Origin of the sequence: Mesorhizobium sp. WSM4989 (genome assembly GCF_029625795.1) — a bacterium.
In the GTDB taxonomy this organism is placed as follows: Bacteria; Pseudomonadota; Alphaproteobacteria; order Rhizobiales; family Rhizobiaceae; genus Mesorhizobium.
The window spans coordinates 1,297,585-1,318,962 of the sequence record NZ_JARTVN010000002.1 but is presented as its reverse complement, the minus strand read 5'-3'; the positions used below and the strand labels follow the sequence as shown (position 1 = coordinate 1,318,962).

General features: G+C 63.1%; 24 protein-coding genes. 13 read left to right on the top strand and 11 right to left on the bottom strand.

What is annotated here, in order from left to right:
* Nucleotides 1-7: 7 nt before the first annotated feature.
* From P9217_RS19035 to P9217_RS19015, 5 genes are all read right to left on the bottom strand, one after another.
* Nucleotides 8-2,176, bottom strand: a complete 2,169-nt coding sequence (locus P9217_RS19035; protein WP_278087696.1) for a von Willebrand factor type A domain-containing protein — start codon at nucleotides 2,174-2,176, stop codon at nucleotides 8-10.
* A gap of 2 nt (nucleotides 2,177-2,178) precedes the next feature.
* Entirely contained in the window at nucleotides 2,179-2,742 is a 564-nt protein-coding gene (locus P9217_RS19030) for an RNA polymerase sigma factor (protein WP_095801941.1), read from the bottom strand.
* Nucleotides 2,743-2,815: 73 nt separating this feature from the next.
* Nucleotides 2,816-3,547, bottom strand: a complete 732-nt coding sequence (locus tag P9217_RS19025; protein ID WP_278087697.1) for a dienelactone hydrolase family protein — start codon at nucleotides 3,545-3,547, stop codon at nucleotides 2,816-2,818.
* A gap of 104 nt (nucleotides 3,548-3,651) precedes the next feature.
* The gene (locus P9217_RS19020; RefSeq protein ID WP_278087698.1) at nucleotides 3,652-4,341 is read right to left on the bottom strand and encodes a hypothetical protein; all 690 of its coding nucleotides are present in this window, start codon (nucleotides 4,339-4,341) and stop codon (nucleotides 3,652-3,654) included.
* 89 nt (nucleotides 4,342-4,430) lie between these two features.
* On the bottom strand, nucleotides 4,431-6,005 hold the full coding sequence (locus P9217_RS19015) for a trimethylamine methyltransferase family protein (RefSeq protein WP_278087699.1): 1,575 nt from the start codon (nucleotides 6,003-6,005) through the stop codon (nucleotides 4,431-4,433).
* Nucleotides 6,006-6,286: 281 nt separating this feature from the next.
* Between P9217_RS19015 and P9217_RS19010 the strand changes: the two genes are divergently transcribed.
* Nucleotides 6,287-6,985: a B12-binding domain-containing protein gene (locus tag P9217_RS19010; RefSeq protein ID WP_066999684.1), complete on the top strand. Its 699-nt coding sequence runs from the start codon at nucleotides 6,287-6,289 to the stop codon at nucleotides 6,983-6,985.
* An 83-nt stretch (nucleotides 6,986-7,068) separates the two neighbouring features.
* Here P9217_RS19010 and P9217_RS19005 read toward each other — a convergent pair whose 3' ends face one another.
* A complete protein-coding gene (locus tag P9217_RS19005; protein ID WP_019858698.1) occupies nucleotides 7,069-7,206 on the bottom strand; it encodes an entericidin A/B family lipoprotein in 138 nt (45 codons plus the stop codon).
* A gap of 56 nt (nucleotides 7,207-7,262) precedes the next feature.
* Between P9217_RS19005 and P9217_RS19000 the strand changes: the two genes are divergently transcribed.
* The 7 genes from P9217_RS19000 (at nucleotide 7,263) to P9217_RS18970 (ending at nucleotide 12,772) form a co-directional block, all read left to right on the top strand.
* Nucleotides 7,263-7,892: a DUF1638 domain-containing protein gene (locus P9217_RS19000; protein ID WP_095801944.1), complete on the top strand. Its 630-nt coding sequence runs from the start codon at nucleotides 7,263-7,265 to the stop codon at nucleotides 7,890-7,892.
* Between the two features lie 167 nt (nucleotides 7,893-8,059).
* Complete coding sequence (locus P9217_RS18995) at nucleotides 8,060-8,635, top strand: DUF4893 domain-containing protein (protein WP_278087700.1); 576 nt, start codon at nucleotides 8,060-8,062, stop codon at nucleotides 8,633-8,635.
* A gap of 114 nt (nucleotides 8,636-8,749) precedes the next feature.
* Nucleotides 8,750-9,532 (top strand): formyl transferase, encoded by a 783-nt coding sequence (locus P9217_RS18990; protein ID WP_067329308.1) that lies wholly within the window; start codon nucleotides 8,750-8,752, stop codon nucleotides 9,530-9,532.
* Nucleotides 9,533-9,667: 135 nt separating this feature from the next.
* Nucleotides 9,668-9,970, top strand: a complete 303-nt coding sequence (locus tag P9217_RS18985) for a virulence factor (RefSeq protein ID WP_066999671.1) — start codon at nucleotides 9,668-9,670, stop codon at nucleotides 9,968-9,970.
* Complete coding sequence (locus P9217_RS18980; protein ID WP_066999668.1) at nucleotides 9,963-10,562, top strand: methylenetetrahydrofolate reductase C-terminal domain-containing protein; 600 nt, start codon at nucleotides 9,963-9,965, stop codon at nucleotides 10,560-10,562. Before P9217_RS18985 ends, P9217_RS18980 begins: the two co-directional genes overlap by 8 nt.
* Entirely contained in the window at nucleotides 10,559-11,653 is a 1,095-nt protein-coding gene (locus P9217_RS18975) for a methylenetetrahydrofolate reductase (RefSeq protein ID WP_127243229.1), read from the top strand. The genes P9217_RS18980 and P9217_RS18975 overlap by 4 nt, the downstream gene beginning before the upstream one ends.
* Nucleotides 11,654-11,794: 141 nt before the next feature.
* Entirely contained in the window at nucleotides 11,795-12,772 is a 978-nt protein-coding gene (locus P9217_RS18970) for a methyltetrahydrofolate cobalamin methyltransferase (RefSeq protein ID WP_095778498.1), read from the top strand.
* A gap of 79 nt (nucleotides 12,773-12,851) precedes the next feature.
* On the opposite strand, the gene P9217_RS18965 is transcribed toward P9217_RS18970, so the two are convergent.
* Nucleotides 12,852-13,094 carry a hypothetical protein gene (locus P9217_RS18965; RefSeq protein ID WP_245299687.1) on the bottom strand — a complete coding sequence of 81 codons (243 nt, stop codon included), beginning with the start codon at nucleotides 13,092-13,094 and terminating at the stop codon, nucleotides 12,852-12,854.
* Nucleotides 13,095-13,183: 89 nt separating this feature from the next.
* Here P9217_RS18965 and P9217_RS18960 point away from each other — a divergent pair, with 89 nt between their 5' ends.
* The 3 genes from P9217_RS18960 (at nucleotide 13,184) to P9217_RS18950 (ending at nucleotide 16,798) form a co-directional block, all read left to right on the top strand.
* Nucleotides 13,184-15,253, top strand: a complete 2,070-nt coding sequence (locus P9217_RS18960; RefSeq protein WP_278087701.1) for an ASKHA domain-containing protein — start codon at nucleotides 13,184-13,186, stop codon at nucleotides 15,251-15,253.
* Nucleotides 15,254-15,421: 168 nt separating this feature from the next.
* Entirely contained in the window at nucleotides 15,422-15,607 is a 186-nt protein-coding gene (locus P9217_RS18955) for a hypothetical protein (RefSeq protein WP_067329623.1), read from the top strand.
* A 231-nt stretch (nucleotides 15,608-15,838) separates the two neighbouring features.
* Nucleotides 15,839-16,798 carry an alpha/beta hydrolase gene (locus tag P9217_RS18950; protein WP_278087702.1) on the top strand — a complete coding sequence of 320 codons (960 nt, stop codon included), beginning with the start codon at nucleotides 15,839-15,841 and terminating at the stop codon, nucleotides 16,796-16,798.
* A 1-nt stretch (nucleotide 16,799) separates the two neighbouring features.
* On the opposite strand, the gene P9217_RS18945 is transcribed toward P9217_RS18950, so the two are convergent.
* Nucleotides 16,800-17,699, bottom strand: coding sequence for a LysR substrate-binding domain-containing protein (locus P9217_RS18945; RefSeq protein ID WP_066999645.1), 900 nt, complete (start codon nucleotides 17,697-17,699; stop codon nucleotides 16,800-16,802).
* A gap of 220 nt (nucleotides 17,700-17,919) precedes the next feature.
* Between P9217_RS18945 and P9217_RS18940 the strand changes: the two genes are divergently transcribed.
* A complete protein-coding gene (locus P9217_RS18940; protein ID WP_127245716.1) occupies nucleotides 17,920-18,105 on the top strand; it encodes a hypothetical protein in 186 nt (61 codons plus the stop codon).
* A 254-nt stretch (nucleotides 18,106-18,359) separates the two neighbouring features.
* Here P9217_RS18940 and P9217_RS18935 read toward each other — a convergent pair whose 3' ends face one another.
* Nucleotides 18,360-18,626 carry a hypothetical protein gene (locus P9217_RS18935; protein ID WP_164748305.1) on the bottom strand — a complete coding sequence of 89 codons (267 nt, stop codon included), beginning with the start codon at nucleotides 18,624-18,626 and terminating at the stop codon, nucleotides 18,360-18,362.
* Nucleotides 18,627-18,851: 225 nt separating this feature from the next.
* On the opposite strand from P9217_RS18935, the gene P9217_RS18930 reads away from it, so the two are divergent.
* Nucleotides 18,852-19,853, top strand: a complete 1,002-nt coding sequence (locus tag P9217_RS18930) for a GlxA family transcriptional regulator (protein WP_066999637.1) — start codon at nucleotides 18,852-18,854, stop codon at nucleotides 19,851-19,853.
* A gap of 143 nt (nucleotides 19,854-19,996) precedes the next feature.
* Here the strand turns inward: P9217_RS18930 and P9217_RS18925 are convergent, their stop codons facing one another.
* Together P9217_RS18925 and P9217_RS18920 are read right to left on the bottom strand one after the other, a co-directional pair.
* A complete protein-coding gene (locus P9217_RS18925; RefSeq protein WP_067000849.1) occupies nucleotides 19,997-20,338 on the bottom strand; it encodes a peptidase inhibitor family I36 protein in 342 nt (113 codons plus the stop codon).
* 114 nt (nucleotides 20,339-20,452) lie between these two features.
* Nucleotides 20,453-21,301: a DUF1194 domain-containing protein gene (locus P9217_RS18920; protein ID WP_067329284.1), complete on the bottom strand. Its 849-nt coding sequence runs from the start codon at nucleotides 21,299-21,301 to the stop codon at nucleotides 20,453-20,455.
* Nucleotides 21,302-21,378 lie beyond the last annotated feature (77 nt).

Genomic DNA, 21,378 nt, shown 5'->3' with positions numbered 1-21,378 from the left:
ACCCGCCCTATCTGTTGGTGCCCAGCGACGAGGCTAGCCGCACCAGCGACAGGAATTCCGCCCTGTAGCCGAACGGATCAGCGCCGCGCGCGGCGTTGGCGATCTCCAGGATCCGGTCGTAGCCGAAATTCGCCGTCTGATCCGCGTCGCGCAGCTTCTGCCCGAAAGCCGCGACCGCGACCGAAAAGCGCTGGTCGACGCCGGCTTCATCGAAGGACGGCACCTCGTTGGCCGCGGTCACCGGTGTCGTGATCAGTTTCGAGACATTCTCGTTCGGCAGCTTGTAGCGGATTTTTACGAAGGCATATTCGCCCGCATTGGCAACGCCGCCATTGTCGACCTTCGCCTCGCCATAGCGCAACGGATCGACCTGCTCGGCGCCGCTTCCCTTGGGCGTGACCTCGTAGATCGCCGTCACCGAATGGCCGGAACCGATATCGCCGGCGTCGACGCGGTCATTGTTGAAATCCTCGCGCTTGAGCGCCCGCGTCTCATAGCCGACCAGCCGGTATTCCGAGATCTTGGCCGGGTTGAACTCGACTTGGATTTTCACATCCTTGGCAATGGTGAACAGCGTCGAGGACGCGTCCTCGACCAGCACCTTCTCGGCCTCGGCAAGCGTGTCGATATAGGCGGCCGTGCCATTGCCGTTCTGGGCGATGGTCTGCATCATCTGGTCGTTGAGATTTCCGCGGCCGAAGCCGAACACCGAGAGAAACACGCCGGTCTTGCGCTCCTTCTCGATCAACCGTTTGAGGTCGTCGTCATCGGTCTGGCCGACGTTGAAATCGCCGTCGGTGGCAAGCATCACGCGGTTGATGCCGTCCTTGACGAAAGACTGCTGCGCAAGTTTGTAGGCTTCCTTGATGCCTGCCTCGCCGGCGGTCGAACCGCCTGGCTCCAGATTGTCTATCGCTGCAAGAATCTTCTGCCTTTCCGCGGCCTTTGTCGGCATCAGCACCGTGCCGGCATTGCCGGCATAGGTGACGATGGAGACGGTGTCGTCGGCCTTGAGCTTGCTGACCAGCAACCGGAACGCCGACTTCAAGAGCGGCAGCTTGTCCGGCTCGTCCATCGAACCCGAAACATCGATCAGGAACACCAGGTTTGCCTTCGGCGCCTCGACCGGCTTCACGTCAAAACCCTTGATCGCAACATGCATCAGCTTGGTGCGCTCGTTCCAGGGCGTCGGCATGACGGTGACAGTCGAATTGAACGGCGTCGCGGCCGAGTCTGGCCCCTTCCAGTCATAAGGGAAGTAGTTGATCATCTCTTCGACCCGGACCGTGCCTGGGTCGGGCAGAATACCTTCCTTCAGCGAGCGGCGGACGAAGGAATAGGACGCCGTGTCGACATCGATCGAGAAGGTCGACACCGGATCCTGGGCAGCTTGGTGCACCGGATTGGTCTTGAAGGTCTCGATGCGGTCGCGGTTTTGCTCTTGCGGCTGCATTTGATCGGCCGGCATGGGCGCCGGCTGAACCATCGGCCCGAAACCAGCGACGGCGCCAGCCGGCATCTCTGCAGGCTGCATGGCGGTTGCCGGCGCCTGGGCATTCGCGCGTCCGCCGGCGGCCAGCTGGTCAACCTCCGCAGGTGCAGGCGGCGGCGCAGGCAGCGCCTGTGGTACTTGCTTGGCAAAGTCCTTCAACGCCCCGTATTCCTGCCTGGTCCGATCATCGGATCGGCTCAATTCAGTTTTCGGCGGCGATGCCGGTGCGACCTGCGCCTCGTCTTCGACACGCCTCTCGCTGTCGGCGCCGGTCTTCTTCTCCTTGGCAGGCGCGGCCGCCAGCGGCTCGCTGATCGCGGGCTGGTTCGGTATCGGCTTCTGCGCAACCGGCTTGTCGGCCACCGTTTCGGTGACCTTCCCGTTTGAAATAACGGGCGGCTGCTCCCTCAGCATCTCAAAAGCGGCATAGCCGGCGATAGGCAGCGCGACCAGCGCGGTCAGGGCCGGGGTGGCAATGAGTTTCCGTTGCATGATCTCTCTCCAGAGCCTTTGTGCTCGCTCCGTGAGACGAAGACCTGCCGGCGATCCTTGGGGGGCGGTCGAAATTTTTTCGTTCAAGTCGAAGGCGTGCATCGCGGCGGCCAACGCACGCGTTTGCGCTTCGCTGTCCGGCGCCGGAACTGCCAGATTGCGCAGCCTTTCGAGTTCGTTGTCGTCGACCATGGTCACACTTCCCCGGCTGAGCGCATGAGCAGCTTCAGCCGTTTCTTCGCTTCATGGATGTGCCAGGAAACCGTCGCCTCCGAGATCGCCATCACCTCGGCCGCAGCCGCGTGGCTCAACCCTTCGCCATAGACGAGCAGCACCGCGTCGCGCTGCTTGTCCGGCAGCATGCGCACCGCCGCCCACAGCGCCTCGGCCGGGTCCTGGGCTTCCGCCGAGCCCTCCCCCGCGATCAGCGCATACGTGCCGAAGGCCTCGGTCTTGGCGCTGTCGCGGGCGCGCTTGCGCATCATGTCGCGCGAAGCGTTCAGTGTCATGGCGTAGAGCCAGGTCGTGAACACGCCATTGCCCTGATAGTCGCGGATTGCCCGGCCGAGCCGCACGCAGACATCCTGGGCGATGTCTTCGGCATCGGCCTTGCGGCCGCACCAGCGATAGGCGGCGCGATAGACGAAGCCATAGTGCCTTTCGAGCAGTTTGCCGAAAGCCCCCCGGTCTCCGCCCCTCGCCCGCCCGATCAATTCGGCATCGGAGGCTTCGCTGTCGTCCAGCATCATCGCCGTCATTTGCCTGTTGGACGAAGGCTAATGGCGATTCCTTGGGGCGATGGAAAGATTTTTTTGCGGCAGCCTCCGCACCCTACCCCAAGGTTTCGGCGAACAGCGTGATGAGCCGCTTCCAATGGCGCTCGGCGCCCGCTTCGTCATAGACGCTGTGGTCCTTGACGCACCAGCCATGACCGACGCCGACATAGTTCTCGATCGTGTGGTCGACTTCGGCGACCCTGAGCGCCTCTGCCAGCCGGGCTGATTGCTCCGGCGGAAAGCTGCGGTCCACGCCGGCGACCCCGACGTAGATGCGTGCCTTGATCGACGCTGCCTTCCGGTGCGGGCTGTCGGGCGCATCACTTGCCAGATTGCCGCCGTGGAAGCTGGCCGCGGCAGCAATGCGGTCGGGATAGGCCGCGGCGGCATTGAGAGCCCGAGCGCCGCCCATGCAATAGCCGACGACGCCGACCGGCCCGTCCAGGCCTTCGGCAGTGAGCGCATCGAGGAAGGCCGCGCTGTCGCGGATGGTCATCTCTTGCGTGGTGCCACCGCTCAGCGCCGTCAGTTGAGCCCTGGTCTTATCCTCACCAAACGCAGTCTTAGGGTCGAACGGTCCATAGGGCACGCTGCGATAGAACAGATCGGGCACCAGCACGGCATAGCCATGCGCTGCGAGGCGTTCGGCCATCTGGTCGAGCGTCGGCCGCGGGCCGAAAATATCCATGTAGAGGATGACGCCGGCCCTGGCCGCCGCCGCCGGTCGGAACAGCCCGGCCTTGGCCTTCCCGTCCTGGGTTTCGATCTCGATCTCTTGCTTGGCCATGCTGCTCTCCGTCGTCTGTCCGCGCGATAGATATCCGGCTGGAGCGGCCCGGCAAGACAATCCCGGAGCCTGGCGTTCAAGACTTCGTGCGGTTGGCCTTCATCTTACAGCCGAGCAAAGGCCGCCATATGAAAGGCCTGCACCTCTGGCGGATAGCGATAGTCCGCCCCGTAGGGACATGCGTTGCGGTCGAGGCAGCCGCTCGTGCGGCACAGGCCGCCTCCGGGGCCGCGCACATGCCCAAGACAGGCTTCATGGGCAAAACCCTGTTCGGAATAGGCATCGATCGGGCAGGATTTCATGCAGGGTTTTTCGACGCATGTGTCGCAGAGATGAATCGGTTCTTGAGGTTCGGGGAGGAAAATCTCTTCCTCGAACAGCAGCGCGCCGCGATAGGCATGCCAGAGCCCATACTGCGGATGCATGAGGATGCCGAGCGGCGACGGCTTCAACCCTTCCGCCCGCATCGCCCATTGCTGGAACGGCAGATAGGGCCTGTCGGAGGGCGACACGGCGCGAGCGCCGAACGCTTGCGCCACCGCGCCGATCACCTCCCGCGACCAGGTGTCGAGCGGGTTGACGATCCCGCTGGCCCGCTGCCCAAGCCAGCGCTGGAAGTGCGGCCAGAGTGCGACGCCGGCCTGCCCGACCAGGAGGGCGGACTTGGCAGGCGCGCCTGAAAGCCCCGCAGGCGCCGTTTCATCACTGGCGAAGCGAAAGCCGCCCCGAAGGATCAGGCCGTGGGCGGCAAGCGCGGCCGCGGTCCCTTCGATCGTGCCGCGCGAAAAGATCATCCCTTCTTGTCCGGGTCGGAGAACGCGCTCCGCCAGACTTCCTTATGGATGATGTTGGCGACTTTAGCCCGGCCTGACTCGGGCTCCTTTCAAGTGAAGGCGTCGGCCATCGAGGCCTTCTTCCTGTCGATGAAATCCTTCAGTGCCTCGTCGATCGCCGGATCGAGATGCGGTGCTTCGTAGCTTTCCAGCCAGCGGCGGGCGAGCTCGTTGGCGCGCTGCGGCGCTGTCTTTTCGCCTTCGGCCAGCCACTGCTCGTAGGAATTGTTGTCGGCGATGTTGGAGCGGTAGAAGGCGGTCTGGAAATTCGCCTGCGTGTGGTCGCAGCCGAGATAGTGGCTGCCCGGACCGACCTGGCGGATGGCGTCCATCGCCTGGCCGTTCTCCGACAGGTCGACGCCCTCGGCGAATTTCTGAGTCATGCCGAGCTGGTCGATGTCCATCATGAATTTCTCGTAGCAGGACGCCAGTCCGCCCTCGAGCCAGCCGGCCGAATGCAGCACGAAGTTGGTGCCGGCAAGGATGGTCGAGTTCAGCGTGTTGGCGCTCTCATAGGCCGCCTGCGCATCCGGGACCTTCGAGGCGCAGAGCGAGCCGCCGGTGCGGAACGGCAGGCCTAGCCGGCGAGCGAGCTGCGCTGCGCCATAGGAGACCAGCGACGGTTCCGGCGTGCCGAAAGTCGGCGCGCCCGACTGCATCGAGATCGACGAAGCGAAAGTGCCGAACAGCACCGGCGCGCCGGGCCTGATCAGCTGCGTGAACGAGGCGCCGGCAAGCACCTCGGCCAGGATCTGCGTCAGCGTTCCGGCAACCGTCACCGGGCTCATCGCGCCGGCCAGGATGAACGGCGTGACAATGCAGGCCTGGTTGTGGCGCGAATAGACTTTCAGCGCACCGAGCATGGTCTCGTCGAACACCATCGGCGAGTTGGCGTTGATCAGGCTGGTCAGCACCGTGTTGTTCTCGACGAAATCCTCGCCGAACACGATCTTGGCCATCGCCACCGTGTCCTCGGCCCGCTCCGGCGCCGTCACCGAGCCCATGAACGGTTTGTCCGAATAGCGGATATGCGAATAGATCATGTCCAGATGGCGCTTATTGACCGGCACGTCGACCGGCTCGCATACCGTGCCGCCCGAATGGTGGATCGACGGCGCCATATAGGCGAGCTTCACGAAATTCTGGAAATCCTCAAGCGTTGCGTAGCGGCGGTTGCCGTCGAGGTCGCGCACGAAGGGCGGGCCGTAGACCGGCGCGAACACTGTTCCCTTGCCCCCGATCTGCACCGAACGCTCCGGATTGCGCGCATGCTGGGTGTAGATCGAAGGCGCGGTCTTGAGCAGCGAGCGGCAAAGCCCCTTGGGAAAATGCACGCGCTCGCCTTTCACATCGGCGCCGGCCTCTTTCCACAGCGCGAGCGCCTCGGCGTCGTCGCGGAAGATGATGCCGATCTCTTCCAGCACCGTGTCTGTGTTCTTCTCGATCAGCGCCAGGCCTTCCTCGTCGAGGACCTCGTAGACGTTGATCTTGCGCTTGATATAGGTGAGTTGGGTGCCCGGACCGCCGCCTGCGCGCGCCGCGCGCCTAGCCGCCGCGCCGCCGCTGGCGCCGCGTCCGCGTCGTCCGCCCGACGCTGCCTGCTCGACTGCCGCGTTATCGCTCATGATCGTTCTTCCTATAGATTTTAGATTTGGGCCTGAATTGGCTGGCGGCCGGTTCGCCGCCGCTTCTTTCCGGATCGTAGCCATGCACCCTATTGGAAACGGCCCGCCAGCGCCAACGCCTGTCGCAAAATCGACAAGAAAACCGCCAACTTTTCAGTCGCTTTCCTTTTGCGGGAAGTCGCAAATCAGCTATGGCTACCTTGCCCTCGCGGGTTAGGTATTGGCGCATCGATTTTTGAGCTGCAGCAAGCATTCCGAGCAGCAAGGAGCCCGAGGAAAAAATGTCCGACGACGAGATCATCCTTTCCGAGCTTTCCGACGAGGAACTCGTGCAGCAGATGCATGACGACCTTTATGACGGGCTGAAGGAAGAGATCGAGGAAGGCACGCATATCCTTCTTGAGCGCGGCTGGCAGCCCTACACGGTGCTGACCGAGGCGCTGGTCGAAGGCATGCGCATCGTCGGCGAAGATTTCCGCGACGGCATCCTGTTCGTGCCGGAAGTGCTGCTCTCGGCCAATGCCATGAAGGCCGGCATGGCCATCCTGCGCCCGCTGCTTGCCGCCACCGGCGCGCCCAAGCAGGGCAAGATGGTGATCGGCACCGTCAAGGGCGACATCCACGACATCGGCAAGAACCTCGTCGGCATGATGATGGAAGGCGCCGGCTTCGATGTCATCGACCTCGGCATCAACAATGCGGTCGAGAAATATCTGGAAGCGATCGAGCAGCATCAGCCTGACATCATCGGCATGTCGGCGCTGCTCACCACGACCATGCCCTATATGAAGGTCGTCATCGACACGATGAAGGAAAAGGGCATTCGCGACGATTACGTCGTGCTGGTCGGCGGTGCGCCGCTCAACGAGGAATTCGGCAAGGCCGTCGGCGCCGACGCTTATTGCCGCGATGCCGCGGTGGCGGTCGAGACCGCCAAGGACTTCATGAAGCGCAAGCACAACGTTCGCGCTTCCGCCTGATCCCAGGGCATCAGGATGGATCGAAAAAAGCCGCGCCTTGCAGCGCGGCTTTTTTGTTCCCAGATGATGATGAGGCTGAACGATCAGTTGGCGACAGTGTCTTTGACCGCCCTCGCCGTCGATTTGACGTCCTTGCCGACGCCTCGAATGGTGTTGGCGCAGGCGGTGAGTGCAAGCGCGCAGGCAAGGATGGCAATCGGCGCGATGCGTAGCAGTTTCATGGGTGTCTCCCTCAACAGATAATTAGCCCCGCAGCGAAAACCGGCTCGACTGGTTCATGGTCAAAACGCAAAAAACGAAACCGAATCAAACAGACAGGCTGCTCGTCATCGCCTGCGGGATGATTGCGCGCGAAGTTTTGGCCGTCAAGCAACAGCTAAAGCTCGATCACCTTGAGTTGACCTGCCTGCCGGCCGAGTTCCACTTCTATCCGGACCGCATCGCGCCGGCCATGGACAAGGCCATCGAAAAGGCCAAGGCGGAAGGCTACAAACACATCTTCGTCGGCTATGCCGATTGCGGCACCGGCGGCATGCTCGACCGCGTGATCGAGAAGCATGGCGTGGAGCGCATGGCCGGCCCGCATTGCTTCGCCTTCTACCAGGGCATGGACCTCTACGCGAAGGTCGCCGACGGCGACATGATGTCGTTCTACATGACCGACTTCCTCTGTCGCCAATTCGACGCCTTCTTCATCAAGCCGCTCGGGCTCGACAGGCATCCCGAGCTTATCAAGGACTATTTCGGCAATTACGAGAAGCTGATCTATCTCGCGCAAACCGACGATCCGGATCTCGACAAGATTGCCGAGAAAGCCGCCGCCATGCTCGGCCTCGCCTACGAGCGCCGCTCGACCGGCTATGGCGATCTGACGAGCGAACTGGCGCGGGCGGCAGCCAACGCTTGAGGCTCGAGCAGGGCTGCTTCAACGGCGGCCAGCGGAACGGACGATCGACTTGCAGACGAAGCCCCCTCGCCTCCGCTGGCAAGCCGGATGACAGCGGCCTGCGAACGGGTAAGTTGTGCCCCAAGCAGACCAAACAGCTATTCCAGCCACCGATTCGGGAAACGCCCATGATCCCTCGCCTGCTGCTTGCCGCCCTTTGCCTTATCGGCTTCGCCCTGCCCGCCTATGCCGACGGCGAGTTGCAGAAGCTGATCACCGCCGCAGACAAGGCGCGACTGGATAAATATGGCGAAACGCGCAAGGCGGCTCTCGAGGAGGCAAAGGCCAGCGATCCGGCTGAGGTCAAGCAACTCGATGCGCTGCTCTCCAAGCCGCTGGTCGCTTTCTCCGACAAGGATCTGACCGGCAACTGGAAATGTCGCACCATCAAGGCCGGCGGCTTGAGCCCGCTAGTTATCTATGGCTGGTTCAAGTGTAAGGTCACCGGGGACGGCTCGGGTTGGCGGCTGCAGAAGATCAGCGGCTCGCAGCGCACCACCGGTCGCTTCTTCGACGACGGTGAGAAGCGCGCCATCTATCTCGGCTCGTTTTCGGTCAATGACGAAAAGGCCAAGCCCTATGGCAGCGGCGCCGAAAGCGACCAAGTGGGCTATGCCTTCCGCAACAGTGCCACCGAGTGGCGCATCGAATTCCCCGCGCCCTATTATGAATCGAAGCTCGACATCATGGAATTCAAGCGCTGACTGAGCCCGAAAAGTTGCAGAGTTTTCGGACCAGGATCATGCGCGACCATTGGCTCACCAAGGGTTAACCCGCTCTCCCTAGCATGCGCCCGACTTTGAGAGCGGGTGCTTGCCATGGCAACGTCGGAATCCGGTCCGCGGCGGACTGTTGTCGTCACCGAAGGCGGTCCGCATATCTGGGCAATCGTTAACGCCATCGCCGATCGCGTCGGCCCTGTGAGTGTCATCCTCGAAACCCCTGAATCAAAAAAGCGTTTGCTGCTCGGCCGCGCCCGCCGCCAGGGCTGGATCTCGGCCATCGGCCAGCTCGGCACGATGGTGCTGACCAAGCTTGGCAAGCGGTTCTTTGCCGGCCATGCTGCACGGCTGATTGCCGAGGAAAAGCTCGAGACAGAACCTCGCCCGACCCAGACGATCATCCATGTGCCTTCCGCCAACGGTCCGGAATGCCTTCAGGCGATTGAGAAGATCGGGCCGGGCGTCGTGCTCCTCGCCGGCTGCCGGCTGCTGTCGAGGAATATGCTCGCGAAGATGCCTTGCCCGGTGCTCAACTATCACGCCGGCATTGCCCCGAAATATCGTGGCATGAATGGCGGCTACTGGGCGCTGGCCTCCGGTGATCGAGGGAATTTCGGCACCACTGTGCATCTGGTCGATGCCGGCGTCGACACCGGCGGAGTGCTGAAGCAGGCGCGCGGCAAGTCGAAACGCGGCGACACCATCGCCAGCTACGCGCTGCGGCAGGCGGCATTTTCCCGCGACATCTGCGTCCAGGCAGTGGCCGAGGCGCTGGCGGGAAAACTTACGACGATCGATCCCGGCCTGCCCTCGAAACAGTGGTTTCACCCGACGATTTGGTCCTACCTCTGGACCGGCCTGACGAAGCGCGTCTGGTAATCTGCCGGCGTCGGAAATTCAGCACTCGCTTTGCGTCATCGCCAGCGTCGCTTTTGAAGGCGCGCGCGTCGTCCCATAACAAGCGGCACAAGGGCGCATGCGGCAATGCTCCCAACATCGAGGAGTTGAGAATTCATGGCCGATCTGATCGTCGTCTATTGGCGCGATATCCCTGCGCAGGTCATCGTCAAGAAAGGCCGGCAGAACGCCAAGCGCGAGTTGCCGCTGCGCTTCACCGAGGCGATCGACATGTGCGCCATGCGCACCGGCGCCGGCGGCACCGACGATTACCTCGCCGAATGGCGTAAGGCCGATCCGGTTCCGGTCGGCGACGACATCGAAGCCGAGGTCGAGAAGGCCTACCAGGAACTCGATACGAAATATGACCGCGAGCGGCTGGTCGCTCTGGTCAAGGCTGGCGGGAAAGAAAATGTCTGAGAAGCAGCCGGCGGTCACCCAGGCCACCCTGGTCAAGAAGGCGGCGCCGAAGTCCGACTACAAGCCTGCGGACGTGTCGCCGCAACGCCGCGTTCAGCGCACTTTTGCCGTGAGGTTGTGGTCCATCCGCCATTCGCGACTGCTCGAATGGTTTTATGGCAGGTTCGCCGATGTCTTCCTGCTCTTGCATCCTTTGTGGAAGGGCATCGGCTACGGCCGCGTCGAAGCGCCGGTGAAATTCGTCGAGAAACGCGTCAAGGGCTTCATGTTCGACTGCCGCATGTGCGGCCAGTGCGTGCTCTCCTCCACTGGCATGTCGTGCCCGATGAACTGCCCGAAGCAGCTGCGCAACGGCCCGTGCGGCGGCGTGCGCGCCAACGGCAATTGCGAGGTCGAGCCGGACATGCCCTGCGTCTGGGTCAAGGCCTGGGAAGGCTCCCGCAACATGAAGCATGGCGACAAGATCCTCACCGTGCAGAAGCCGGTCGATCAGTCGCTGCGCGAAACCTCGGCCTGGCTCAGGGTGACCGCGCAGGCGGCCGCGGCGCGTGAAGCCGCCCAGAACCCGCAGAACCCCGGAGCTTCAGCATGAGCATCCGCCACCAGCGCGACGAGAACCCGGCCGGCGTTCACCTGCCGCTCGATCCCCTGCCCGGCCATTCGTCGCGCGGTCGGTTGGAGCGCGTGCTGCGCCGCGGCGAGTTCGCGGTGACGACCGAGCTCAACCCGCCCGACAGCGCCGACCCGGAAGACGTCTACAACCGCGCCAAGATCTTCGACGGTTGGGTCGACGCCATCAACGCGGTCGACGCCTCCGGCGCCAACTGCCACATGTCTTCGGTCGGCATCTGCGCGCTTTTGACCCGCATGGGCTACGCCCCGATCATGCAGATCGCGTGCCGCGACAAGAACCGCATCGCCATTCAGGGCGACGTGCTGGGCGGGGCGGCAATGGGCGTCGCCAACATGCTCTGCCTCACAGGCGACGGCGTGCAGGCCGGCGATCAGCCGGGCGCCAAGCCGGTCTTCGACCTCGATTCCATGTCGCTGCTCGAAACCATCCGCATCATGCGCGACAACGGCAAGTTCCTGTCCGGCCGCAAGCTGACGACGCCGCCGCAGGTCTTCCTCGGTGCTGCCGTAAACCCCTTCGCGCCGCCTTACGATTTCCGTCCCATCCATCTCGGCAAGAAGATCGCCGCCGGCGCGCAATTCGTGCAGACGCAATATTGCTTCGATGTGCCGATGTTCCGAACCTTCATGCAAAAGGCGCGCGACCTCGGCCACACCGAAAAAGTCTTCATCCTGTGCGGCGTCGGGCCGCTCGCCTCTGCCAAGACCGCCAAATGGATCCGCTCCAACGTGCCGGGCATCCATATCCCCGATGCGGTGATCAAGCGGCTCGAAGGCGCGCAGGACCAGAAGAAGGAAGGCAAGCAGCTCTGCATCGACATCATCAACGAGGTGAAGGAAATTGCGGGCGTCGCCGGCGTCCATGTGATGGCCTACCGCCAGGAAGAGTATGTCGCCGAGATCGTCGATGAATCCGGCGTGCTGAAAGGCCGCCAGCCCTGGAAACGGGAGATCCGTCGCGACGACCAGATCGTCGCGGAGCGGCTCGACCACATACTGCACGACGAGATTACCGAAACCCAGGTCGACATGGTGAAGACCGCGCATTGATGTATGTCGCCCAAAAGTGAGAACCGGTTTGGGGCAACGACATACATGAACTTAAAGTCCAAGGCGCGGCCGGCACCCGTCCGCTTGAACAAGACCAGATAACGATATAAAGAACTCTTTATATCCCGACGGAGAGATTGCATGACCCGCACCATCGTCGCCTCGGCGACCCGAGAAATCGTCATCGGCTTCGATCAGCCCTTCTGCGTGATCGGCGAGCGCATCAACCCGACCGGCCGCAAGAAGCTGGCCGCCGAGATGGTGGCCGGCAACTTCGAGACCGTCATCAAGGATGCGCTGGAACAGGCCGCCTGCGGCGCCACCATGCTCGACGTCAATGCCGGCGTCACTGCCGTCGACCCCAATGCGACCGAGCCGGCGCTTTTGGTGCAGACGCTGGAGATCGTGCAGAACCTGGTCGATCTGCCGCTGTCTATTGACTCTTCGGTGACCGCCGCGATCGAGGCGGCGCTGAAGGTCGCCAAGGGCCGCCCGCTGGTTAACTCCGTCACCGGCGAGGAAGAGAAGCTTGAAGCCATCCTGCCGCTGGTCAAGAAATACAACGTACCGGTCGTCGCCATCTCCAATGACGAGACCGGCATCTCGATGGATCCGGACGTCCGCTTCGCGGTTGCCAAGAAGATCGTCGAGCGCTGCGCCGATCACGGCATTCCCGCGCATGACGTCGTCGTCGATCCGCTGGTGATGCCGATCGGCGCGCTGGGCGATGCCGGCCGCCAGGTGTTCGCACTGCTGCGCCGTCTGCGCGAGGAACTCAAGGTCAACACCACTTGCGGCCTTTCCAACATCTCGTTTGGCCTGCCGCATCGCCACGGCATCAACGCCGCCTTCATCCCGATGGTGATCGGCGCCGGCATGACGAGCGCCATCATGAACCCGGTCCGCCCGCAGGAGATGGAGGCCGTGCGCGGCGCCAACGTGCTGAACGGCACCGACGAGAACTGCACCAACTGGATCCGCACCTACAAGGACTACAAGCCGGCCGAAGGCGGCCATGCGGTCGCGGCTCCGGTCGCGGTCACCGCCCCCGGCGATGGCGCCGCCGCTGCCGGCGGGCGTCGCCGCGGCGGTCGTGAAGCCCGCATGGCCAGGGGGTAAGCGCGCAATCGTGAGCCGCATTGCAAACAGCCCTGATCCGGTCGCATCGTCGATGCGGTCGGAGAAGTCTGCTTTGCGGTCAGGCGACGCCCAATATGGCGTCGAACAACGCCATTCCAGCCCAGGATCCGAAGATGCCTGTGCCGCCGCCGACGATGACATCATCGTCGTAGGCGGGCCAGAATGCGTGGAGCAGGAGCGCTCCGACGATCGCGCCGAGAATTCCGGAGGCCAGATATTGCGGATTGCGCAGCCATGGGCCTTTGAGCACGCGCACCATGGTGAAAGCGGTGAAGATGGCGGGCAGCAGAATATCCGACATGTTTGGCCCCTGGACCAACGTACACTCCACCCAACAGTAAAACGATCCGTTAATCGGTATCGGCAATTGCCATCGAGACGCGTGCCAGCATGAATCCCCCGCCCAACATCACCGATCCGCTTGTGCTGTTCATGCCGTCAGGCAAGCGCGGGCGGTTTCCCGTTGGCACGCCGGTGCTGGACGCCGCGCGCCAGCTCGGCGTCTATGTCGAGAGCGTGTGCGGCGGCCGCGCCACTTGCGGGCGCTGCCAGATCGAGGTGCAGGAAGGCAATTTCGCCAAGCACAAGATCGTCTCTGCCAACGACCACATCTCGCCCAAGGGCGCCAAGGAAGAGCGCTACGAGCGCGTGCGCGGCCTGCCCGAGCGCCGCCGCCTCTCCTGCTCAGCGCAGGTACTCGGCGACCTCGTCATTGACGTGCCGCAGGACACGGTCATCAACGCCCAGACCATCCGCAAGGCAGCCGACACCAGGGTGATCGCTCGCGATACGGCAATCCGCATGTGCTATGTCGAGATTGAAGAGCCCGACATGCACAAGCCGCTCGGCGACCTCGACCGACTCAAGATCGCCTTGATGAAGGACTGGGGGTTCAAGAATGTCGAGTTCGACTTCTATCTCATGCCGCAGGTGCAGGGCATTCTGCGCAAGGGCAATTGGACCGCCACCGCCGCCATCCACAAGGATGCGGACAGCGACATCGCGCGCGTCATCGCGCTGTGGCCGGGCCTGAAGAACGAGGCCTACGGGCTCGCCTGCGACATCGGCTCGACGACCATTGCCATGCATCTCGTGTCGCTGCTGTCGGGCCGCGTCGCCGCCTCTTCCGGCACCTCCAATCCGCAGATCCGCTTCGGCGAGGATCTGATGAGCCGCGTCTCCTACGTGATGATGAACCCGGACGGCCGCGAGGGCATGACGGTCGCCGTGCGCGAGGCCGTTTCCGGCCTAGTCGACAAGGTCTGTGCGGAAGGCAATGTCCAGCGCAACGACATCCTCGACGCGGTGTTCGTCGGCAATCCGATAATGCATCATCTGTTTCTCGGCATCGATCCGACCGAGCTCGGTGGCGCGCCGTTCGCGCTCGCCGTTTCCGGCGCCGTGCGCATCAAAGCCTCCGATCTCGGCTTGAAACTGAACCAGGGCGCGCGCCTTTATATGCTCCCTTGTATCGCCGGCCATGTCGGCGCCGACGCAGCCGCGGTCACGCTCTCCGAGGGTCCGCACCGCCAGGACGAGATGATGCTGATCGTCGACGTCGGCACCAATGCCGAGATCGTGCTCGGCAACAGCACGCGCGTCGTTGCGGCCTCCTCTCCCACCGGCCCGGCCTTCGAGGGCGCCGAGATTTCCGGCGGCCAGCGCGCGGCGCCCGGCGCCATCGAGCGCGTGCGCATCGATCCCGACACGCTTGAGCCGCGCTACCGCGTCATCGGTTCGGAACTCTGGTCGGATCAGCCGGGCTTTGCCGAAAGCGTGCAGGCGACCGGCGTCACTGGCATTTGCGGGTCCGGCATCATCGAAGTGGTGGCCGAGATGTATCTCGCCGGTATAATCTCCGAGGACGGCGTCGTCGACGGATCGCTTGGCGCGCGCTCGCCGCGCATCGTCGCCAACGGCCGCACCTTCTCCTATGTGCTGAAGGACGGCGAGCCGAAGATCACCATCACCCAGAACGACGTGCGCGCCATCCAGCTCGCCAAGGCGGCGCTCTACGCCGGCACCAAGCTATTGATGGAAAAGCAGCACACCGACCATGTCGACCGCATCCATTTCGCCGGTGCCTTCGGTTCTTTCATCGACCCGAAATACGCCATGGTGCTGGGGCTCATTCCCGATTGCGATCTCGACAAGGTCTCGGCCGTCGGCAACGCCGCCGGCGCCGGCGCGCGCATGGCGCTCCTCAATCGCGGCTACCGCCGTGAGATCGAGGAGACGGTGAGCAGTATCGAAAAGATCGAAACCGCGCTGGAGCCAAAATTCCAGGAGCACTTCGTCTACGCCATGGCGCTGCCGAACAAGGTCGACCCTTTCCCGAAGCTCGCGGCCGCAGTGAAGCTGCCGCCGCGCAAGACGGTCGGCGAGGACGGCGCCGCAGGTGACGCCACCCCGCGCCGGCGCTCGCGCGAGGAACGGGCGGCGCGGCGTGGGCGCGAATAGGGTCCCCTTCGCCCGACGCCATGCAAATGTTTCCGGATCCATCGATCCGGAAACCGGAACGCTGTTTTCGTGAAATCCGCCGGAAACATGCCGGGCGCATTTAGCCCGCCAGCGAAGGGCTGGCGCGAAATGTCTTCGAGCCGGCGCGACCTTCCGGAGGAACCCACTATGTCGATGTTCGATAACCTCGGCCGCTTCGGCGTGACCATCAGGCAGGCTCATGCCCGGAGCAAGGCGATCCGCGCGCTCAACGACCTGCCCGTGCATGTGCAGAAGGATATCGGCTGGCCGGCTTCGCCGCCGAGCGACCCGCAGGCAGCCCTGCACGCGCTGCTCCTGGGAACCGCCCGCTGATGACCTTCGCCGACAAATGTAAGCTGCTCGGCAAGCGCCGAGGCCGGCAAGCGGCCTCGGCGATCGACGACAACAAGTTGCGCGCCGCGCTGCTGCCAGGGCGCCGTTGACGCGACCGCCGTCGCATCACGCCGATGTGCCCGCTGCGAACCTTGACATTTTCAACCTAACTACAATCTTCGCATAGCAGGGGGAATCTCTCTTAGTCGGCTCGACCGATCCGTGTTCCGTATGCTCAGTTTGAAAAGCCACGTCGTTTCGTTCATTCTCAGGCACAGCCGCAAGAAGGCCTTTTCCAGTCCCGAGAATCTGCAGCGCTGGATCGCCTACGCCCGCAAGACCGAAGACTATCATCCGCCGGCCCTTCTGAAGGCGCGGCTGGGTATCGCGGAGACCAGCGTGGATGGTTTCCCCGTCTATGAGATCGCACCGAAATCGGGCGAGCGCCGGCGCATCCTCTATTTGCATGGCGGCGCCTTCGTCTTTCAGATCACGTCCTATCACTGGGTGCTGATTGCCGAGATGGCGGAGCGGCTGGGCTTCGGCATCACCGTGCCGATCTATCCGATCGCGCCGGAGCACAATTTCCATGACATGTTCGGCATGGTCGGCGACGTCTACCGGCGCATGCTGCTAGAGACCGATGCCGAGAACATCGTCTTCATGGGCGATTCCGCCGGCGGCAACATGGCAGTCGTGCTCACCATGATGGCCGCCGAGGAAGGCCTGCCCTCGCCGGCGCGCCACGTGCTGATCTCGCCCGGCCTCGATATGTCCTTGTCCAATCCGGAAGTGTTCGAAGCCGAACGCAACGACCCCTGGCTGGGCATCCCCGGCGGGCTCGAGGCGATCCGGCTCTACAGCGCCGGCATCGACCGCTCCGACTGGCACATCAGCCCGCTCTACGGCGATCTCTCGGTGCTGCCGAAGACGCTGCTGCTCACCGGCTCGCGTGACCTGCTCAGCCCGGACAATGTGATCTTCGCCGAACGGGCGCGCGCCGCAGGCGTCGAGGTCGATGTCGTCTATGAGGAAGGCATGTTCCACGTCTGGCCGCTGATCGATATGCCAGAAGCGCGGCGCGCACGTGACAGCATTGTCGACTTCCTCACAGCCGAGACCGTACCGCAGCGAGCCCATGCATCGCGCCGAACCACTTATGCGGCGCGACCTGCGCCGGCGGCCGAATAGCTCAGAACTTGCCGGTTTCCCGGAACAGTTCAAAGGTCGCACGGATGTGGTCGGCAACCGCCTTCACCGGCGCGCTGGCATCGGGTGCCACCACCATGGCGAGATTGTAGGTGCCGATATCGGGCATGCCGTCCTTGGCGCCTAGTGAAACCATCTCGTCGCCAAGGAAGGACTTCGGCAGCGGCGCGACGGCAAGGTCGGCCATGATGGCGGCGCGCTGGCCGGCGGTATGAGCGCTCATATAGGCGATGCGGTAGTTGCGGCCTTCCCGGCCGAGCGCTTCCAGGGCGCCGGCCCGCCAGGCGCAGCCTTCTTCCCAAAGCGAAACCGGCAGCGGTTCGCGCAGATGCGCGCAGCCGCCCTTGGCGCCGGCCCAGACGATCGGCTCGGTTAGCAGCACCTCGGCGCCGACCGCGCTGGTCTTGTAGGAATTGGTGAGCAGCGTAATGTCGAGCGCACGGTCGTCCATGCGGCGGCGCAGATTGACGCTCTGGTCGATGGTGACGTCGACGGCGATCGACGGATGCGATTGCGCGAAGCGCTTCAACACGTGAGGCAGCACGCGCTCGCCATAGTCGTCCGGCGAGCCAAGCCTGACCACACCGACAATGTCGGGAATGATGAACTTCGACACCACTTCGCGGTTGATCGACAAAAGCCGCCGGGCATAGCCGAGAAGCATCTCGCCGTCCGTGGTCAGCGTCACCGAGCGCGCGTCGCGCGCGAAGACGGAACGGCCGAGAATGTCTTCGAGCTTCTTGATCTGCATGGAGACGGCCGAGGGGGTGCGGAACACCGCATTCGCGGCGGTGGTGAAGCTGCCGGTCTCGGCGATCGCCACGAAGGTGCGCAGCACGTCGAGATCGAGCAGCGGCAAAGGATGGTTGAGTGGGGCGTTCATCGGAGCTTGCCTTCAATTTTTCTGATGCAAATGATCATTCCATTTCGTTTGATTGAACATCACTTCGAGCGCATAGTCAACTCGATCGATGCAGGATGCTGCCAAAAGCAGCCATCGAACGACCATGATACAGGCCTGCACTCGACATGAAATGAAGCTGAAACAGACCTGACGTAACCAATTGCCGGGCGCCTCCCTGCCCGAATCGAGGAGAAAGAAAATGTCTATCCTGTCGTCTATCGGTCGGCTCGCGACCGAATTCAGTGCCGCCCGCGCTCGCTACCAGACCGAACGCGCAATCCATGCGCTGCCGATCGAACTGCAGAAGGATATCGGCTGGCCGGAAGCCGCCGATGTCAAGACTGGATTGCGCCACGGCGTGGGAACCTGGGCCGGAGCCAAGTAAATAAGTGTGCATCACGTGCTAAGGGCCTGCCGCGTGTCAGACCGGCAGGCCCTTTTGTTTGTACTCAAATGACTTTTCCAGCCATGCGGCCGTCGCATGACGCATATGAAGCACTCGCATAGCGACGTCCGTTTCGAATTAAAGCGCTGTAACTAATAGTAAATTTCGAGCGCAGAGCTCAAAAAAGTCGCATGGGATGTCGCTTTTCATAACAAGCGCTTCGTTTTTGCGATTTAGTTTTGGCTGGAGCAGGCCTATATCACCGCCAGCAAAAACGAGCTGCCCCACTCCATTAAGCGAAGGCGACCCGTCTGAGCAACCAAATGGAGATGATGATGAAGCTGTTTGCCCGCCTGTTCCCCCGTCGCGAAATGAACCTGACGACCGCTCTTGAGCGTCAGCGTCTTGCCAAGACCATGCCCGGCCAGACCGGCGCCATGGCTGCCGCTCGCCTCGGCTTCGTTGCCTGAGACAGCAGTTTCGAACGGCACCTGGTTGCCGTCGCGCTGAATGAAATTCAACGTCGCCCGGCTCCGCCGTGGCGGCGTTTTTCTTCTGACGGCGCATTCGTTGGAACCTGAAGTAGCAACCTTCGGTCTCGCGCCATCGACGATTGCCCGTTTGCGACCCGTGTCGCAAATTTAATCGTCGCTTAGCCGTCTAGCCGATTGACAGGAATGATTTTTCCTGATGTCGCTATGCTATTAGCGACATTCTGTTCGCGTCATGGCCGCGTGAGGTTTCCCGTGAATGCCGTAAAGCACCCGATCAAGAGATCGTTTGTGTTCTTCCTCATCCCCGACTTTACCATGATCGCCTTCGCAACGGCGCTCGACCCGCTCCGCTCGGCCAACCGGATGCTCGGCTACGAGGCTTATAGCTGGCGCCTGGCCAGTATCGACGGCAAGCCCGTGCGCGCCTCGAACGGCGTCGAATGCGCCGTCAACACCTCGCTCGAGGAAGAGCGCAGGAAGATGGCCGGGCCGGACCGCCCGAACATGGCGATCGTTTGCAGCGGCATGAATGTCGAGCGCTATCATAACAAGTCGGCCTTCGCCTGGCTGCGCGAGGAATACAACCGCGGCGTCGCCGTGGGCGGCCTGTGCACCGGCGCGCACATCCTGGCGGCCGCGGGCCTGCTCTCCAACAAGCGCTGCGCCATCCATTGGGAAAACCTGCCGGGCTTCTCGGAGGCCTTTCCCAAGGCCAACGTCTTCGCCGACCTCTTCGAGATCGACCAGAATGTCTACACCTGCGCAGGCGGCACCGCGGCGCTCGACATGATGCTGAAGCTGATCGGCGACGACTTCGACGAAAGCCTCGTCAACCGCGTCTGCGAGCAGGTGCTGACCGACCGCGTGCGCAGCCCGACGGATCGCCAGCGCCTGCCGCTGCGCGCCCGTCTCGGTGTGCAGAATTCCAAGGTGCTGACCATCATTGAATTGATGGAGGCGAACCTCTCCGAGCCGCTGTCGCTGATCGAGATCGCCGACCATGTCGATCTGTCGCGCCGGCAGATCGAGCGCCTCTTCCGCACCGAGATGGGCCGCTCGCCTGCCCGCTATTATCTCGAGATCCGGCTCGACCGCGCCAGGCATTTGCTCATCCAGTCGTCGCTGCCCGTGGTGGAAGTGGCTGTCGCCTGCGGTTTCGTCTCGGCCTCGCACTTCTCCAAATGCTACCGCGAGCTCTATGCCCGCTCGCCGCAGCAGGAGCGCGTAGACCGCAAGCAGTTGCTGGCCGCCTAAGCGACAAGGCTACGAAAACCTACGGCGGCTGTGCGGTCCGTATCGCCTCAATGCGGATGTCTTCGGTCAACTGCGCCTTCAGCGCCGAGAATTCCGGGCTGTTTTTGAGCGTTGCGTTATGACCGCTGGCAGGTTCGACCAGCTCAATATCGGTCGCAATAGCACTCCGCGGACGAGATGCGGTCGTTCCAGCCGGAACCTCCGAAATCGCGGACCCTGCGGTTGAGCTCGATCGAGCGGCCGCGCCTTCCTGCATTCTCATAGGCGACGAGCGTACAGCCCCGCCGCACCAGCACCGAGGAAACGCGGTCGTTCCAGAAGCCGCCCCGGAAATTGACGGCGTCGTCAGGACCCATTGCAAGCGAGCGTCCGCGGAAGTTCGCATTCTCGAACAGCACGCAGGCGGCCTCGCCGTAAAATTGGGCGCTGGCGCTTCCGGCAAATATTGTCGACGCAAGCGCCGCCAGGATGACCAAACGTTTCATGCAATATTTCCTCATTTCATCGCGTTGCGCGATGGCGCGGGCCCGATCACATTTTGCCATTGTGCCACATGAGGAAGCAAGTCCGAACCCCGCTCCGGCGGAGCTTGCCGACCGTCACCGGCTATCCATCATCCAGCCGCGGTTGCGCCACATCTTCTCACCGGCCAGGCAATCGGCGGCCGGCCTGTCGTCGGCAAGCACGACCGGCGGGTGAGCCGCCTCTTCTGCCGCCCATTGCCGCGAGGCCGGGCCGGCGAGCTCGAGCACCAGCTTGCGGCGGATCGCTTCCGGGAATTGCGTCCAGTCGTTGACCGGGATCATGAAGGCGCCCGGCCCGCCGATCACGCAGTCGCTGTAGTAGCGGTCGAGATTGGCGACGTCGAAGGCGCCGCCGTACCCGCCCCTTGTCATCAGCGGCAGTCCGTTGATGGTGATGCCCTGCCTCACCACCTCGTCGCGCGTGATGTCGACCGGCGCGCCCTGGTTGTTGGGTCCGTCGCCCGAAACGTCGATGACGCGCTTGGTCCCCTGAAAGCCGCTTTCGGCGAAAAGGTCGCTGCCGAAGGCAAGTGCGCCGGAGATCGAAGTACGTCGCGCGCTGTCCGGCGGACGCGCGTTCATCTGCGCAACGACCCGTTCGGCGTCGGCGCGATTGGCAATCGCTGTCCACGGTACGACGACCCGCTGCCATCTGGTGCCGGCCCACTCGACATAGGTGACCGCGATCTTGCCGTGGACGCCATCGGCGATGGCCTTGAGCACGTTGTCATCCGTCAGTGCCGCCGCATAGCCACGGCGCTGGATCTCGAGTTCGGCCGGCGACATGGAGAGCGAAACATCGACTGCGAGCACCAGCTCGACATCTACCGGCTCTATCGCACTCGATCGCGTGGGCGGGCCGAGGAGCAGCGCCAGCGCGGCGGCGCCGGAAAGCCAATGCCTTGTTCGGCCCAAAGCGGACATGACGCAACGGTAAGCGATAATCGCGCATGAACAAAGCAAAAAGGCCCGGCGTCGACCGGGCCTTCCACCAATCCGGA